At 65.8% G+C, this 16,774-nt stretch carries 12 protein-coding genes and 1 tRNA gene; all 13 read left to right on the forward strand.

All coding sequences use genetic code 11. The features are described 5' to 3' along the window. The first annotated feature begins 2 nt into the window (after positions 1-2). Positions 3-1,367 (forward strand): NADH-quinone oxidoreductase subunit NuoF, encoded by a 1,365-nt coding sequence (gene nuoF, locus V7060_RS08295; RefSeq protein WP_334178770.1) that lies wholly within the window; start codon positions 3-5, stop codon positions 1,365-1,367. Continuing rightward, on the forward strand, positions 1,364-3,598 hold the full coding sequence (nuoG, locus tag V7060_RS08300) for an NADH-quinone oxidoreductase subunit NuoG (protein ID WP_334178771.1): 2,235 nt from the start codon (positions 1,364-1,366) through the stop codon (positions 3,596-3,598). The genes nuoF and nuoG overlap by 4 nt, the downstream gene beginning before the upstream one ends. Then, positions 3,595-4,686, forward strand: coding sequence for an NADH-quinone oxidoreductase subunit NuoH (gene nuoH, locus V7060_RS08305; protein ID WP_334178772.1), 1,092 nt, complete (start codon positions 3,595-3,597; stop codon positions 4,684-4,686). Before nuoG ends, nuoH begins: the two co-directional genes overlap by 4 nt. Before the next feature lie 3 nt (positions 4,687-4,689). Continuing rightward, on the forward strand, positions 4,690-5,178 hold the full coding sequence (gene nuoI / locus V7060_RS08310; protein WP_162108528.1) for an NADH-quinone oxidoreductase subunit NuoI: 489 nt from the start codon (positions 4,690-4,692) through the stop codon (positions 5,176-5,178). A gap of 10 nt (positions 5,179-5,188) precedes the next feature. After that, positions 5,189-5,842: an NADH-quinone oxidoreductase subunit J gene (locus tag V7060_RS08315; protein WP_334178773.1), complete on the forward strand. Its 654-nt coding sequence runs from the start codon at positions 5,189-5,191 to the stop codon at positions 5,840-5,842. Next, on the forward strand, positions 5,839-6,144 hold the full coding sequence (gene nuoK, locus V7060_RS08320; RefSeq protein WP_056881218.1) for an NADH-quinone oxidoreductase subunit NuoK: 306 nt from the start codon (positions 5,839-5,841) through the stop codon (positions 6,142-6,144). Before V7060_RS08315 ends, nuoK begins: the two co-directional genes overlap by 4 nt. Positions 6,145-6,160: 16 nt before the next feature. After that, positions 6,161-8,374 (forward strand): NADH-quinone oxidoreductase subunit L, encoded by a 2,214-nt coding sequence (nuoL, locus tag V7060_RS08325; protein ID WP_334178774.1) that lies wholly within the window; start codon positions 6,161-6,163, stop codon positions 8,372-8,374. A 58-nt stretch (positions 8,375-8,432) separates the two neighbouring features. Further along, on the forward strand, positions 8,433-9,944 hold the full coding sequence (locus tag V7060_RS08330; protein ID WP_334178775.1) for an NADH-quinone oxidoreductase subunit M: 1,512 nt from the start codon (positions 8,433-8,435) through the stop codon (positions 9,942-9,944). Positions 9,945-9,953: 9 nt separating this feature from the next. Beyond that, a complete protein-coding gene (nuoN, locus tag V7060_RS08335) occupies positions 9,954-11,417 on the forward strand; it encodes an NADH-quinone oxidoreductase subunit NuoN (protein ID WP_334178776.1) in 1,464 nt (487 codons plus the stop codon). A 132-nt stretch (positions 11,418-11,549) separates the two neighbouring features. Continuing rightward, a tRNA-Met gene (locus tag V7060_RS08340) sits at positions 11,550-11,626 on the forward strand. Positions 11,627-11,789: 163 nt separating this feature from the next. Next, the gene (rimP, locus tag V7060_RS08345) at positions 11,790-12,404 is read left to right on the forward strand and encodes a ribosome maturation factor RimP (RefSeq protein WP_334178777.1); all 615 of its coding nucleotides are present in this window, start codon (positions 11,790-11,792) and stop codon (positions 12,402-12,404) included. 3 nt (positions 12,405-12,407) lie between these two features. Then, a complete protein-coding gene (gene nusA, locus V7060_RS08350; RefSeq protein ID WP_334178778.1) occupies positions 12,408-13,919 on the forward strand; it encodes a transcription termination factor NusA in 1,512 nt (503 codons plus the stop codon). A gap of 142 nt (positions 13,920-14,061) precedes the next feature. Continuing rightward, positions 14,062-16,710 (forward strand): translation initiation factor IF-2, encoded by a 2,649-nt coding sequence (gene infB / locus V7060_RS08355; RefSeq protein ID WP_334178779.1) that lies wholly within the window; start codon positions 14,062-14,064, stop codon positions 16,708-16,710. The last annotated feature ends 64 nt before the right edge of the window (positions 16,711-16,774 follow it).

Raw genomic sequence — 16,774 nt, forward strand, 5'->3', positions numbered from 1 at the left:
GCATGGCAGGCCATTCACACTACTCAGAGGGCTACGGCCCGGTCGGCCCAGCTCCCAAGGAGCACCAGGCCGTCTACACCACGCTGCATTTCGACAAGCCGTGGTCGTACGAGAACTACCTGAAGACCGGCGGTTACGCCGCGCTGCGCCGGATCATCGAAGAGAAGATCCCGCCGGCCGACGTCGTCGAGATGGTCAAGCAGTCCGGCTTGCGCGGTCGCGGTGGCGCGGGCTTCCCCACCGGCCTGAAGTGGAGCTTCATGCCGAAGGGCGACATGCAGAAGTACATCCTCTGCAACTCGGACGAATCCGAGCCGGGCACCGCCAAGGACCGCGACATCCTGCGCTACAACCCGCACGCGGTGATCGAGGGCATGGCGATCGCCTGCTACGCCACCGGTTCGACCGTGGGCTACAACTACCTGCGCGGCGAGTTCCACCACGAGCCGTTCGAGCACCTGGAAGAAGCCACCGCCGAGGCCTACAGGCACGGCTGGCTGGGCAAGAACATCCTCGGTTCGGGCGTGGACATCGACCTGTACAACGCGCTGGGCGCGGGTGCCTACATCTGCGGCGAAGAGACCGCGCTGATGGAGTCGCTGGAAGGCAAGAAGGGCCAGCCGCGCTTCAAGCCGCCGTTCCCGGCCAACTTCGGCCTGTACGGCAAGCCGACCACGATCAATAACACCGAGACGTATGCGTCGGTGCCGGCGATCGTGCGCAACGGCGCCGAGTGGTTCATGAACCTTGGCAAGCCCAACAACGGCGGCTGCAAGATCTTCTCGGTCTCCGGCCACGTCGCCAGGCCGGGCAACCACGAGATCCGCCTGGGTACCTCGTTCGCCGACCTGCTCGAACTGTGCGGCGGCATGCGCGAAGGCCGCAAGCTCAAGGCCGTCATTCCGGGCGGTTCCTCGATGCCGGTGCTGCCGGGCGAGGTGATGATGGGCCTGACGATGGACTACGACGCCATCCAGAAGGCCGGCTCCGGGCTGGGCTCGGGCGCGGTCATCGTGATGGACGACACCACCTGCATGGTGCGTGCGTGCCAGCGCATCGCGCGCTTCTACTACAAGGAAAGCTGCGGCCAGTGCACGCCGTGCCGTGAAGGCACTGGCTGGATGTACCGCATGCTGACCCGCATCGCCGAGCAGAAAGCAACGCTGGACGACCTGCACATGCTGCGGGCGGCCGCCGGCCAGATCGAAGGCCATACCATCTGCGCGTTCGGCGAAGCCGCCGCGTGGCCGGTGCAGGGCTTCCTGCGCCACTACTGGCACGAATTCGAATACGCGATCGTCAACAAGCGCTTCCTGGTCGACGACCAGCGCGCCGGCACGGTCGTTGAAAGCAAGGTGGCCGCATGAGTGCGCAGCCCGTGAATCCTGGCCTGCCGCCTGACCACGTGACCGTCTTCATCGACGGCGTGGAACTGGCGGCACCGAAGGGTTCGATGATCATCCAGGCGGCCGACAAGGCCGGCATCCCGATCCCGCGCTTCTGCTACCACGAGAAGCTGCCGATCGCCGCGAACTGCCGCATGTGCCTGGTCGAAGTGGAGAAGATGCCGAAGCCGGCACCGGCCTGCGCCACGCCGGTGATGGATGGCATGAAGATCGCCACGCGCAGCGACAAGGCGTTGAAGTCGCAGCGCAACGTGATGGAATTCCTGCTGATCAACCATCCGCTGGACTGCCCGATCTGCGACCAGGGCGGCGAGTGCGAACTGCAGGATCTGTCGCTGGGTTACGGCCGTTCGGTCAGCCGTTTCCAGGAACGCAAGCGCGTGGTGCCGGACGAGGACATCGGTCCGCTGGTCGCCACCGAGATGACCCGCTGCATCCAGTGTACGCGCTGCGTGCGCTTCACCGCGGACGTCGCCGGCACCTACGAGCTGGGCGGCATGTACCGCGGCGAGAACCTGCAGATCGGCACCTACGACGGCAAGCCGCTGACCACCGAGATTTCCGGCAACGTCATCGACGTGTGCCCGGTAGGCGCGCTGACCAACAAGGTGTTCCAGTTCCGCGCCCGTCCGTGGGAACTGATCGCGCGCGAATCCGTCGGCTTCCACGATGCGATGGGTTCCAACGTGTTTTACCACTCGCGCCGTGGCCAGGTGCTGCGCACCGTGCCGCGCGAAAACGAGGCGGTCAACGAATGCTGGCTGTCGGACCGCGACCGCTATTCGCACCAGGGCCTGTACGCCGACGACCGCGCGGTGAAGCCGCTGCAGAAGGTCAACGGTGAGTGGCGCGAAGTGTCGTGGGCCGAAGGCCTGGCGGCCGCTGCCGAGATCCTGCGCGCCAGTCGCGGCGACAGCCTGGGCGTGCTGGTGCATCCGGCGGTGTCGAACGAGGAGGGCGGCCTGCTGGCCAAGCTCGCCGGCGGCCTCGGCACCGGCAACCTGGACCATCGCATCAACAACCGCGACTTCTCCGATGGCGCCGTCGCCGAACCGTTCGCGCTGCCGCTGGCGGAGATCGAGCAGGCTGACGTCATCGTGCTTTTCGGCACCAACGTCCGCCACGAGCTGCCGCTGCTGCACCAGCGCATCCGCAAGGCCGTCAACAAGGGCGCCAGGGTACATGTGGTCAACCCGGTCGACTTCGATTTCGCTTTCAGCATCGCAGGCAAGCAGATCGTGGCGCCGTCGAAGCTCGGCGATGCGCTGGACGATGTCGCGCTGCGCGACGTCGCCAAGGCGGCCAACCGTGCCGTCGTGATCGTCGGTGGTATCGCCGAGAACCATCCGCAGGCCGCCGCGCTGCGCGCCGCTGTCGCCGCGTTCGCCGGTGCGACCGATGCGTCGCTGTGCCGCATTCCGCAGGGTGCGAACGCGGTCGGTCTGGCGCGCCGTGGCGTGCTGCCGACCGGGCGCGACGTGGCCGGCATGTTCGCCGAGCCGTGCAGCGCGTATGTCATCTACGGCATCGAGCCGGGCCTGGACTTCGCCGACACGCCGGCCGCTTCGCGCGCGCTGGCCTCGGCCAAGGTCGTGGCGTTCAGCCACTTCGCCTGCAAGTCGACGCGTGACGTGGCGGACGTGATCCTGCCGATCGGCCTGCTGCCCGAGATCGACGCGACGCTGACCAACCTGGATGGCAAGGACCAGCGCACGCAGGCCGCCGGCAAGTTGCCGGGCGAGGCACGCGACGGCTGGAAGGTGCTGCGTGCGCTGGGTGGCGAGCTGCAGCTGGCCGGTTTCGAGTTCACCGACATCGCCGGTGCGCGCGAGGCCATCGCCGACGCCAAGGCGGTCGCGGTGTCGACGTCGGCAGCGCCGACCGGTAACGGGCAGGGCCTGGAGCTGGCCGTCACCGCGGCGATCTACCGCACGGACGGTACCGTCCGCCGCGCCGAAGCGCTGCAGGCGCACCCGCTGAACGTGGGTGACCGCATCGTGCTGAATCCCGCCGATGCGCAGGCTGCCGGCGTCGCCGAAGGCCAGGTGGCGAAGGTCGGCAACGGCATCGGCACGGCCGCGCTGCCGGTGGTGGTGGATGCCCGCGTCGCCGCGGGCGTCGCCTGGATCGAGAGCGGCTACGGGGCCACGGCGCCGCTGGGCGCCGGACGTGTCACGGTGGTGGGCGCATGAACGAATTGCTGATCAATGCGGTCGGTCCCCTGCGCGAGTGGTTCTTCGGGCTGGGCGACATCGGCATGGTGCTGTGGATCGTGCTGAAGATCCTGGCGATCGCCATGCCGGTGATCATTTCGGTAGCGTTCTACGTGGTGTGGGAGCGCAAGCTGATCGGCTGGATGCACGTGCGCCATGGGCCGATGTACGTGGGCATGGGCATCTTCCAGGCCTTCGCCGACGTCTTCAAGCTGCTGTTCAAGGAGATCATCCAGCCCAGCAGCGCGCAGAAGACGATGTACATCCTGGCGCCGCTGATCACGCTGGCGCCGGCTTTCGCCGCGTGGGCGGTGGTGCCGTTCGACTACCAACTGGTGCTGTCGAACGCCAACGCCGGCCTGCTGTACCTGCTGGCGATGACCTCGCTCGGTGTGTACGGCATCATCATCGCCGGCTGGGCCTCGAACTCGAAGTACGCCTTCCTCGGTGCCATGCGCTCCGCGGCGCAGGTGGTCAGCTACGAGATCGCGATGGGTTTCGCCCTGGTCGGCGTGCTGATCGCCGCCGGCAGCCTCAACCTGACCGACATCGTGATGGCGCAGGCCGGTGATTCCGGTTTCTTCGAGTGGTTCTGGCTGCCGCTGTTCCCGCTGTTCATCGTGTACTGGGTGTCCGGCGTCGCCGAAACCAACCGCTCGCCGTTCGACGTGGTGGAGGGCGAATCGGAAATCGTCGCCGGCCACATGGTCGAGTATTCGGGTGCGGCGTTCGCGCTGTTCTTCCTGGCCGAATACGCCAACATGATCCTGGTCAGCTTCCTGGTGGCGCTGTTCTTCCTGGGCGGCTGGCTGAGTCCGCTGCAGGGCTGGATCACCGCCGACGTCTCGCCGTGGATCAACTGGATCTGGGTGGGCGGCTGGCCGTGGCTGCTGCTGAAGGTGCTGTTCTTCGCCAGCGCCTACATCTGGTTCCGCGCCAGCTTCCCGCGCTACCGCTACGACCAGATCATGCGCCTGGGCTGGAAGGTGTTCATTCCGCTGACCATCGTATGGATCGCGGTGACGGCATTGATGGTGTTCTTCGGCGTGTTCGAGAAGGGTGTGTAAGACATGAGCAAGGTTGTGCACTACTTCAAGAGCCTGATGCTGCTGGAACTGCTCCAGGGCCTGTGGCTGACGCTGAAGTACACCTTCAAGCCGAAGTACACGCTGATGTACCCGATGGAGAAGTTCCCGCAGTCGCCGCGCTTCCGTGGCCTGCACGCGCTGCGCCGCTATCCGAACGGCGAGGAACGCTGCATCGCCTGCAAGCTGTGCGAGGCCGTGTGCCCCGCGCTGGCGATCACCATCGACTCGGCCCCGCGCGAGGACGGCACCCGTCGCACCACGCGTTACGACATCGACCTGTTCAAGTGCATCTACTGCGGTTTCTGCGAGGAAAGCTGCCCGGTGGACTCGATCGTGGAAACGCACGTGCTGGAGTACCACTTCGACAAGCGCGGGCAGAACATCGTCACCAAGCCGCAGTTGCTGGCGATCGGAGACCGGCTGGAAGCCGAGATCGCCGAGCGCCGCGCCGCCGACGCCGCTTTCCGTTGAGGTCCGAAGCATGGATTGGGTCCTGATCAGTTTCTACGCCTTCGCCACCGTCGCGGTCATCGCCGCCGGCGCGGTGATCAGCGTGCGCAACCCGGTGCATGCCGTGCTGTGCCTCATCCTGACGTTCTTCTCGGTGGCCTGCATCTGGCTGCTGGTCGGCGCGGAGTTCCTCGGCGTCGCATTGATCCTCGTCTACGTGGGCGCGGTGATGGTGCTGTTCCTGTTCGTGGTGATGATGCTCGACATCGATATCGACGCGCTGCGCGAGGGCTGGGTGAAGTTCCTTCCGGTCGGCCTGGTGGTCGCATTGGTGATGCTGGCGCAGATGCTGGTGCTGATCGGCATCAAGGCGCGCAGCGCCGTGCCGTTCCCGGACAACGCCGCATCGGCCGCTGCCGACGTATCCAATACGGCCTGGCTGGCGCGCACGCTGTTCACCGAGTTCCTGCTGCCGTTCGAGTTCGCCGCCGTCATCCTGACCGTGGCCGTGGTGGCCGCCGTGATGCTGACGTTGCGCAAGCGCACCGGCATCAAGACGCAGGACCCGGGCGAGCAGTCGCGGGTCAAGGCAAGCGACCGCATCCGCCTGGTGTCGATGCCGGCGGAGAAGCCGGTGCGCGAAACACCGGCCGGTGAGCCGGTGGAAGGGGAGGGCAAGGCATGATTTCCGTAGGCCACCTGCTGGCGCTTGGCGCCGTGCTGTTCTGCATCAGCCTGGCGGGCATCTTCCTCAACCGGAAGAACGTCATCGTCCTGCTGATGTCGATCGAACTGATGCTGCTGTCCGTGAACATCAACTTCGTCGCGTTCTCGCGCGAACTGGGCGATGCGGCCGGCCAGATCTTCGTCTTCTTCATCCTCACCGTGGCCGCCGCCGAGGCCGCCATCGGCCTGGCGATCCTGGTCACCCTGTTCCGCACCCGGCGCACGATCAACGTGGCCGAAGTCGACACGCTCAAAGGCTGATGCACCGATGACCGGTATGGAAGTCCTCCTTTCCAAGAACGTGCTGCTGACCATCGTGCTGGCGCCGCTGCTGGGCAGCATCATCGCCGGCCTGTTCGGCCGTTTCGTGGGCCGCGCGGGCGCGCACACGGCGACCATCCTGGGCGTGGCGACCAGCTGCGTGCTGTCGTGCTGGGTGCTGTACCAACTGGTGGCGCAGGGCGCGTCGCCCTTCAACGAGAACCTGTACACCTTCTTCGAGGTGGGCAACATCAACGGCCATGTCGGTTTCATGATCGACAAGCTGACCGCGATGATGATGGTCGTGGTGACCTTCGTGTCGCTGCTGGTGCACGTCTACACGATCGGCTACATGGCGGAGGACCCGGGTTACCAGCGCTTCTTCAGCTACATCTCGCTGTTCACCTTCAGCATGCTGATGCTGGTGATGAGCAACAACTTCCTGCAGCTATTCTTCGGCTGGGAAGCGGTGGGCCTGGTGTCCTACCTGCTGATCGGCTTCTGGTTCAAGCGCCCGACGGCGATCTTCGCCAACATGAAGGCGTTCCTGGTCAACCGTGTGGGCGATTTCGGCTTCCTGCTCGGCATCGGCTGCGTGCTGCTGATGTTCGGCACGCTCGACTACGCCACGGTGTTCGCCAACACGCCAATGCTGGCCGGCAAGGCCGTGCCGGTGTGGTCCGGTGCCGTCACCCTGTTCGGCCACACCTGGCAGGTGCTCGACCAGCCGATGATCTGGTCGATGGCCACGCTGACCTGCATCTGCCTGTTCATCGGTGCCATGGGCAAGTCGGCGCAGGTGCCGTTGCACGTGTGGCTGCCGGATTCGATGGAAGGCCCGACCCCGATCTCGGCGCTGATCCATGCCGCCACGATGGTGACCGCCGGCATCTTCATGGTGGCGCGCATGTCGCCGCTGTTCGAACTGTCGCAGACCGCGCTGGACTTCGTGCTGTTCATCGGCGCGACCACCGCGTTGTTCACCGGCCTGATCGGCATCGTGCAGAACGACATCAAGCGCGTGGTCGCGTACTCCACGCTGTCGCAGCTGGGTTACATGACGGTGGCGCTGGGCGTGTCCGCCTACTCGGCGGCCGTGTTCCACCTGATGACGCACGCTTTCTTCAAGGCGCTGCTGTTCCTGGCGGCCGGCTCGGTCATCATCGGCATGCACCACGAGCAGGACATGCGGAAGATGGGTGGCCTGCGCAAGTACATGCCCATCACCTGGATCACCAGCCTGGTCGGCACGCTGGCACTGGTCGGTACGCCGTTCTTCTCGGGCTTCTACTCGAAGGACACCATCATCGAGGCCGCGGCGCACCACCAGCACGTGGCGCACGAGGTAGGCAGGGAAGTGGCCGAGATGGGCGTGATGGCAGCCCAGGGCATCAGCGGTCCGAGCGAGTGGATTGCCACCTACGGCTACTGGGCGGTGCTGCTGGGCGTGTTCGTCACCAGCTTCTACAGTTTCCGGCTGCTGTACCTGACGTTCCATGGCAAGGAACGGTTCCGCGACGCCCATGACGACCACGGTCACGATGCGCATCACGATCATGCGCACGACGATCACGGCCACCATGGCGCACACGAACCGCACGAATCGCCGTGGGTCGTGACGGTGCCGCTGGTACTGCTGGCGATCCCCTCGATCTTCATCGGCTTCTTCACCATCGGGCCGATGCTGTTCGGTACCGACTGGAGCGGCCACCATGAAGTGACGCCGTTCTTCCTGGGTGCGATCGACTTCCTGCGCATCGATCCGAGCGTCGCGCTGTCGCCCCGTGACACAGTGATGGCGCTGAAGGACGAGTTCTGGCACGGGCCGGTGCGGTATGCGATCCACGGCATGCAGATGTCACCGTTCTGGCTGGCACTGGGCGGCTTCCTGCTGGCGACCTTCCTCTACCTGTTCAAGCCGGAGCTGCCGGGCAAGATGCGTCGCAGCACCGTCGGTGCCTTCCTGACCAACATCCTGGACAAGAAGTACTGGGCCGACCATCTGTGGATCAACGGGTTCGCCGGCGGCGGCGTGAAGCTCGGCAAGGCTTCGCGCGCCTTCGATACCTACGTGATCGATGGCGCGGCCGTGAATGGCACGGCGAAACTGGTCGACCTGGGCGCGCAACTGTTGCGCAAGACCCAGTCCGGCTACCTGTACCACTACGCATTCGCGATGATCATCGGCTTGATCCTGCTGCTGGGCGTCGTCATCAAGTTTTGGCAGTAACGACCTGGCGTCGCTCCTCCCAGAGCGTCCTGGCGAAGAACTCAACGGATAACACAACGTGTCGAACTGGCCCCTGCTTAGTGTTCTGATCTGGCTGCCCATCCTGGGCGGTGCGCTGGTGCTCGCCGTGGGGAACGCCCGCGCGGACGTCGCCCGCTGGCTGGGCCTGGCGGTCGCGGTGCTGACCTTCGTCTTCAGCGTCGGCCTGCTGACCTGGTTCAACTACGCCGATCCGGGCCTGCAGTTCGTCGAGCGCCACGCGTGGATCCCGAGCTTCGATATCCATTACAACCTCGGTGCCGACGGCATCGCGGTGGCGCTGCTGCTGCTCAATACGCTGATCACCGTGCTGACGCTGGCGGGTGCGTGGGGTTCGGTGAACAAGCGCGTCGCCCAGTACGTGGCCGCGTTCCTGATCCTCGAAGGCCTGACCAACGGCATCTTCGCGGCCAGCGACGCGATGCTGTTCTACGTGTTCTTCGAGGCGATGCTGATCCCGATGTTCCTGATCATCGGTGTCTGGGGCGGCCCGCGTCGCATCTATGCCTCGCTGAAGTTCTTCCTGTACACGTTCCTCGGCTCGGTGCTGATGCTGGTCGGCCTGGTGTACCTGTACATCAAGGGCGGCAGCTTCCAGTTGGCGGACCTTTACGCGATGCCGCTGGATGCGAAAGAGCAGACGTGGCTGTTCTTCGCCTTCCTGATCGCCTTCGCCGTGAAGATCCCGATGTTCCCGGTGCATACCTGGCTGCCGGATGCGCACGTCGAGGCGCCCACGGCCGGTTCGGTGATCCTGGCGGCGATCGCGCTGAAGATCGGCGGCTACGGCCTGCTGCGCTTCAGCCTGCCGATCGTGCCGGATGCAGGCCACGAATGGGCCATGTTCGTCATCGTGCTGTCGCTGATCGCCGTGGTCTACGTGGGCCTGGTGGCACTGGTGCAGGACGACATGAAGAAGCTGATCGCCTACTCGTCGGTCTCGCACATGGGCTTCGTCACCCTCGGCATCTTCATCGCCTTCAGCCTGGTGCGCGATTACGGCAACCTGGACGGTGCGCGGCTCGGCCTGCAGGGTGCGATGGTGCAGATGATCAGCCACGGTTTCATTTCCGGCGCGATGTTCACCTGCGTCGGCGTGCTGTACGACCGCATGCACACCCGAATGATCAAGGACTACGGTGGCGTCATCAACACGATGCCGTGGTTCGGTGCGTTCTTCATCCTGTTCGGCATGGCCAATTCGGGCCTGCCGGGCACCAGCGGTTTCGTCGGCGAGTTCATGGTGATCCTGGCCAGCTTCCAGCAGCATCCGCTCATCGCGTTCTTCGCCGCGACCACGCTGGTGATAGGTGCCGCCTACACGCTGTGGCTGGTCAAGCGCGTGATCCTCGGCGACGTGGCGAACGCGCACGTGGCCGAACTGAAGGACGTGTCCCTGCGCGAGTCGCTCGTGCTCGGCGGCTTCGCCGTCTGCGTGCTGGCGCTGGGCGTGTATCCCAAGCCGCTGACCGACCTGATGGAACCGTCGATCGCGCAACTGGCGATGCAGCTCGCCAACAGCAAGCTGTAAGGAAGAACCATGACGACGCCGATGCCCATCTCCGCCGCCGACCTGCAGCCGCTGCTGCCCGAGCTGACCCTGATCGGCGGCGCGTTCGCGCTGCTGATGCTGGACCTGTTCCTCGACAACTCCCGCCGCATCATCACGCATGCCCTGGCGCTCGTCGTCATGGCCGCCGTGGTGTGGATGCTGGCCACGGGCGTGGGCGGGCAGGGCAGTGCGTTCAGCGGCATGTTCGTGCGCGATACGCTGGCCGATGTCAGCAAGGTGGTGATCGTCGCGGTCAGCGCGCTGTCGCTGGTCTACGGCTGGCCCTACCTGCGCGAGCGCAATCTGTATCCGGGCGAAGCACCGGTGCTGGTGATGTTCGCCACCGCCGGCATGATGATGATGGTGTCCGCCGGCAGCCTGGTGATGGTGTACCTGGGCCTGGAACTGCTGGCGCTGTGTTCCTACGCGCTGGTCGCGCTGAACCGCGACGATGGCCTGTCGGCCGAGGCGGCGATGAAGTACATCGTGCTGGGCTCGTTGGCGTCGGGCCTGCTGCTGTACGGCATGTCGCTGGTCTATGGTGCGACCGGTTCGCTGCACCTGCCGGCGATCTTCGATGCCACGGGCAATGCGCTTGGCGGTGGCGGCGACCAGCGCATGCTGCTGTTGACCGGCGTGGTGTTCATGGTCGCTGGCGTGGCCTTCAAGCTGGGCGCGGCGCCATTCCACATGTGGCTGCCCGACGTCTACCACGGTGCCCCGACGCCGGTGACGCTGTTCATCAGCGCGGCGCCGAAGCTGGCCGCGTTCGGCATGGCGTTCCGCCTGCTGCAGGACGGTGTCGGCCCGGCGGCCGAGCAGTGGCAGTGGCTGCTGGCCGGACTCGCGGCCGCGTCGCTGGTGATCGGCAACGTCATCGCCATCGCGCAGACCAACCTCAAGCGCATGCTGGCCTACTCGACCGTATCGCATGTCGGCTTCCTGCTGGTCGGCTTCGCTGGCGGCGGCGAAACGGGTTATTCGGCAGCCCTGTTCTATGCGATCAGCTACGCCATCATGTCGGCGGCGGCGTTCGGCGCGATCATCGTGCTGTCCCGGCAGGGATTCGAGGCCGACCGGATCGACGACTTCAAGGGCCTGAACGCGCGCAACCCGTGGCAGGCCGGTCTGGTGCTGTGCGTGATGGCGTCGCTGGCCGGCGTACCGCCGTTCCTGGGCTTCTGGGCGAAGCTGGTCGTACTGGGTGCGGCCGTCAATGGCGGTTTCCTGTGGCTGGCCATCGTCGGCGTGCTGTGCGCGGTGATCGGTGCCTTCTACTACCTGCGCGTGATCAAGGTGATGTACTTCGACGAGCCGGTCGGCGAGATCCCGCCGCCGCGCGCGGACCGCGTGGTGCCGCTGGTGTTCGGCGTGAACGCGCTCGCATTGCTGGCGCTGGGCGTGGCCTGGAACCCGATCATGGCGTGGTGCAGGCTGGCCTTCGCCGGCTGAGGTCGGCTCCCGGTTTGAATGAGGTATCCCGCCTGCAGGCATCGCCGGCACGCGTGATGAACGCGATGTTTCAACTTGGTGCATGACAAGGCTTGCAATGCACCAGCGTATTCATCATAATTTCGCTTCTGCTGCGGGGTGGAGCAGTCTGGCAGCTCGTCGGGCTCATAACCCGAAGGTCGCAGGTTCAAATCCTGCCCCCGCTACCATGTTTGACCGAGGTCGCCGAATACGGCGGCCGACGAAAAACCTGGGCACGCAACGACGCATGTTCCCGTCGTTGCACCGACATCCAGCGTATCGGACAAGGGGCCCATCGGGCCCCTTGTCTGTTTCAGCGTCACGAATACCACGAACATCGGCAGCGAATCCGTGAGCGACAAGGCCAACGACATCGCCAACCTGCTGGCACCGACCGTCCAGGCACTGGGCGTGGAACTGCTCGGCATCGAATACCTGCCCGCGCCGGGCGGCGCCACGGTGCGCCTGTACATCGATGTGCAGGAAGCCGAGCGTGCGACGCGCCACGTCAACATCGAAGATTGTGAAGCCGTGAGCCGCGAAGTGTCGGCGCAGCTGGACGTCGAGGATCCGATCACCGGCAATTACACGCTGGAAGTCTCCTCGCCCGGCGTGGACCGTCCGCTGTTCCAGCTGGCGCACTACGCGCGCTTCGTCGGCGAGTCGGCGAAGGTCGTGCTGAAGCTGCCGCAGGACCGCCGTCGTCGCCTGCAGGGCACGATCAGCCGTATCGAGGGCGAGAACATCGTCTTCACCGTGGACGACGCCGAGATGACGGTGGCGTTCGACAACATCGACAAGGGACGACTGGTCCCCGACTGGGCCGCGCTGGGCCTGGCACCCGAGAAACCCGGTGGCGGCCGCAAGGCCGGCGCCAAGAAGCCGGCAGACGCCAAGCGCGCGCCTGCCGGAAAAACCAAGAAAAAACCCAACCAACCGGCGGCCCGCAAGCCGCGCGCGGAGTGATCAATGAGTAAGGAACTGTTGCTGGTCGTGGATGCGGTGGCCAACGAGAAGGGCGTGCCGCGCGAAGTCATCTTCGAAGCCATCGAGGCCGCGCTGGCGTCCGCCGCCAAGAAGCGCTACCTCGACCAGGACGTGCAGGTGCGCGTCACCATCGACCACAAGGATGGCGCGTACGAGACGTTCCGCCGCTGGGAAGTGGTGGCCGACGACGTCGTGATGGAGTCGCCGGATCGCCAGATCCGCCTGATGGACGCCGAGGACGAAGCCGAAGGCGCCGAAGTGGGCGACTGGATCGAAGAGAAGATCGAGAACCCCGACTTCGGCCGCATCGCCGCGCAGGCCGCCAAGCAGGTCATCGTGCAGCGCGTCCGCGAGGCCGAGCGCGCACAGGTGGTCGACGCCTGGAAGGACCGCGTGGGCGAACTGGTCACCGGCGTGGTCAAGCGCGCCGAGCGCGGCAACATCTACGTGGACCTGGGCGGCAACGCCGAAGCCTTCATCCCGAAGGACAAGGGCATCCCGCGCGACGTGCTGCGCGCCGGCGACCGCGTCCGCGGCTACCTGTTCGACGTGCGCTACGAACCGCGCGGCCCGCAGCTGTTCATCAGCCGCGCCGCGCCGGAATTCATGATCGAGCTGTTCAAGCTGGAAGTGCCGGAAGTGGGCCAGGGTCTGGTCGAGATCAAGGCCTGCGCACGCGACCCGGGCGACCGCGCCAAGATCGCCGTGCTGGCGCACGACACCCGCACCGATCCCATCGGCGCCTGCATCGGCATGCGTGGTTCGCGCGTGCAGGCCGTGAGCAACGAACTCAACGGCGAGCGCGTGGACATCGTGCTGTGGAACGACAACCCGGCCACCTTCGTCATCAATGCGATGGCGCCGGCCGAAGTGCAGTCGATCATCGTCGATGAAGAGAAGCACTCGATGGACCTGGCCGTGGCGGAAGACCGCCTGGCGCAGGCGATTGGCAAGGGCGGCCAGAACGTGCGCCTGGCGAGTCGCCTGACCGGTTGGCAGCTCAACGTCATGACCGCCGACCAGGTGCAGGCCAAGAGCGAGGCCGAGCAGGTCGTCGCCCGGCAGCTGTTCATGGACAAGCTGGAAGTGGACGAGGAAATCGCTGCCATCCTGGTCGCCGAGGGCTTCAGCACGGTCGAGGAAATCGCCTACGTGCCGGTCGGCGAACTGCTGGCGGTCGAAGGCTTCGACGAGGACATCGTCGAGGAGCTGCGTTCGCGTGCCCGCGACGCCCTGCTGAACGAGGCACTGGCCGAGGAGGAGGGTCTGGAAGGCGACCACCCGGCCGACGACCTGCTGGCGCTGGAGGGCATGGACGAGGAGACCGCGTTCGCGCTGGCCTCGCATGGCGTCCGCACCAGCGAGGACCTGTCCGACCTGGCCGCCGACGAGGTGGTCGAATTCGGTATCGAGGGGCTGGACGAGGGCCGCGCTGCGGCGCTCATCCTGGCCGCCCGCGCCGAGGAAATCGCCCGCCTGGAGCGCGGCGAGTGACCGCCGTCCGGGCCCGCATGGAACCCGGCGCATGAGCCACCCATGAACACCGCCCTGGCACCCGCAGGGCTTAGAATTCCCCCTCTTGAACAGGGTTGCCCCACCGCCACCGGGGGGGCGCGAAACCCAACCTAGGATCCGAATGTCGCAGCAAACCACCATCCGCAAGCTCGCTGAACTGGTCAACACGCCGGTCGAAAAACTCCTGGAGCAACTGTCCGAAGCCGGCATGAGCTTCAGCGGTCCAGACCAGGTCGTGACCAGCATGGAAAAAGTGAAGCTGCTCGGCTTCCTCAAGCGCTCGCACGGCAAGAGCGATGCCGCAGTGGATGAGGCTGCGCCCAAGAAGATCACGTTGAACCGCCGCAAGGTGCAGGAAGTCACCGTCGCGGCCGGCCGCAGCAAGACCACGGTGAACGTGGAAGTGCGCCAGAAGCGCACCTACACCAAGCCGACCGATGCCGAGTCCGTCAGCACCAACTGGCAGAACGAAGCCGATCCGGAACGCGCCGAGATCCTGCGCAAGCTGGAAGAGTCGCGCCAGCGCAACCTGGACGAACAGCAGCGCCTGGCACAGGAAGACGCCAAGCGCGCCGAGGAACTCGAGCGTCGCCGCCAGGAAGAGGCCGCTGTCCGCGCCGAAGCCGAAGCCGCGCGTGCGCAGGCCGATGCCGAAGCCGCCGCCCTGGCCGCCGGTGCCGTGGCCGTCGATGGCGACGAGACCGCACGTCCCGCGAAGCCGGCCACGCAGGGCCACCACGTGCCCAAGCTGGTCGTGCGCAAGGATCCGCCGCGCACCGACGACCGCAACAATGCGGCCGCCGCCAAGCACAAGACCCGCGGCTCGCACGCGATGGTGGCCGGCGTCGAAGACGACGACAACACCAGCCGCTTCGCCGGCCAGTTGCACCTGTCCGCCGCCGACCGCGCCCGTCGCGGCGCGTCGCGTGGCAAGCCCAAGCCGCCGCGTCGCCATGAGCAGAGCCGCGGTGGCGGTGGTGCGCATGGCTTCGAGCGTCCGACCGCGCCGATCGTGCGCGAAGTGGCGATCGGCGAAACGATCACCGTGGCCGATCTGGCGCAGAAGCTCGCGCTGAAGGGCGGCGACGTGGTGAAGGCGCTGTTCAAGATGGGCGTGATGGCCACCATCACCCAGTCCATCGATCACGACACCGCTGCGCTGATCACCGAAGAGCTCGGCCACAAGGCCGTGCGTGCCGACGCCAACGACGTCGAGAACGAACTGCTGGCGCATTCGGAAGAGCACCAGGGCGACAAGGTCGCGCGTCCGCCGGTGGTCACCATCATGGGCCATGTCGACCACGGCAAGACCTCGCTGCTGGACTACATCCGTCGTACCAAGATCGCCACCGGCGAAGCCGGCGGCATCACCCAGCACATCGGTGCCTATCACGTCGAAACCGGCAAGGGCGTCATCAGCTTCCTGGACACCCCGGGCCACGCGGCGTTCACCGCCATGCGCGCCCGTGGCGCCAAGCTGACCGACATCGTGGTGCTGGTGGTGGCGGCAGACGATGGCGTCATGCCGCAGACCGTGGAGTCGGTGCAGCAGGCCAAGGCGGCCGGCGTGCAGCTGATCGTCGCGGTCAACAAGATCGACAAGTCCGGCGCCGACCCGCTGCGCGTCAAGAACGAGCTGCTGGCGCACAACGTGGTCGCAGAGGAGTTCGGTGGCGACACGCAGTTCATCGAAGTCTCGGCCAAGACCGGGCAGGGCATCGACGCGCTGCTGGACGCCATCTCGCTGCAGGCCGAAGTGCTGGAGCTGAAGGCAGTGGCCGATGGCCGCGCCAGCGGCACCGTCATCGAGTCCTCGCTGGACAAGGGCCGTGGCCCGGTCGCCACGGTGCTGGTCCAGCAGGGCCAGCTGAAGAAGGGCGACTACCTGGTGTGCGGCGTGCAGTACGGCCGCGTCCGCGCCCTGTTCGACGAGACCGGCAAGCAGCCGGACTCGGCCGGCCCGTCGATCCCCGTACAGGTGCTCGGCCTGTCCGGCGTGCCCGAGGCCGGTGACGATTTCGTAGTGGTCGCGGACGAGCGCCTGGCCAAGGACGTGGCCCAGCAACGCGATACCAAGCGCCGCGAATCGCGCCTGGTGCAGTCCGCCGGCAGCCGCATGGAAGACATCATGGCGCAGCTGGGCAAGGGCGAAGGCCAGCTCAGCCTCAACCTGATCATCAAGGCCGACGTGCAGGGTTCGGTGGAGGCGCTGCGCCATTCGCTGACCGCGTTGTCCAACGAATCCATCCGCATCAACATCATCAGTTCCGGCGTGGGTGGCATCACCGAATCCGACGCCAACTCCGCGGTCACCTCCAAGGCCACGGTCATCGGCTTCAATGTGCGCGCCGATGCGTCGGCACGCCGCATCGTCGAAGCCAATGGCGTGGACATGCGCTACTTCTCGATCATCTACGACGTGATCGACCAGGTGAAGCAGGTGGCGTCCGGCCTGCTGGGCGTGGAGATCCGCGAAGAGATCATCGGTATCGCCGAAGTGCGCGACGTGTTCCGCAGCTCCAAGTTCGGCGCGGTCGCGGGCTGCATGGTGGTCGAAGGCACGGTCAAGCGGAACAAGCCGATCCGCGTGCTGCGCGACAACACCGTGGTGTTCGAGGGCGAACTGGAATCGCTGCGCCGCTTCAAGGAAAACGTCGACGAAGTGCGCAACGGCACCGAATGCGGCATCGGCGTGAAGGCTTACAACGACGTCAAGCCCGGCGACCAGATCGAGTGCTTCGAGCGCATCGAAGTCCAGCGAACCCTGTAAGGGTTCGCGTGATTCGGGAGTGGTGATTCGTGATTCGCAACAGCGGATCACGAGTCCTCCCAGT

This window comes from Pseudoxanthomonas sp. (genome assembly GCF_036845285.1).
In the GTDB taxonomy this organism is placed as follows: domain Bacteria; phylum Pseudomonadota; class Gammaproteobacteria; order Xanthomonadales; family Xanthomonadaceae; genus Pseudoxanthomonas_A.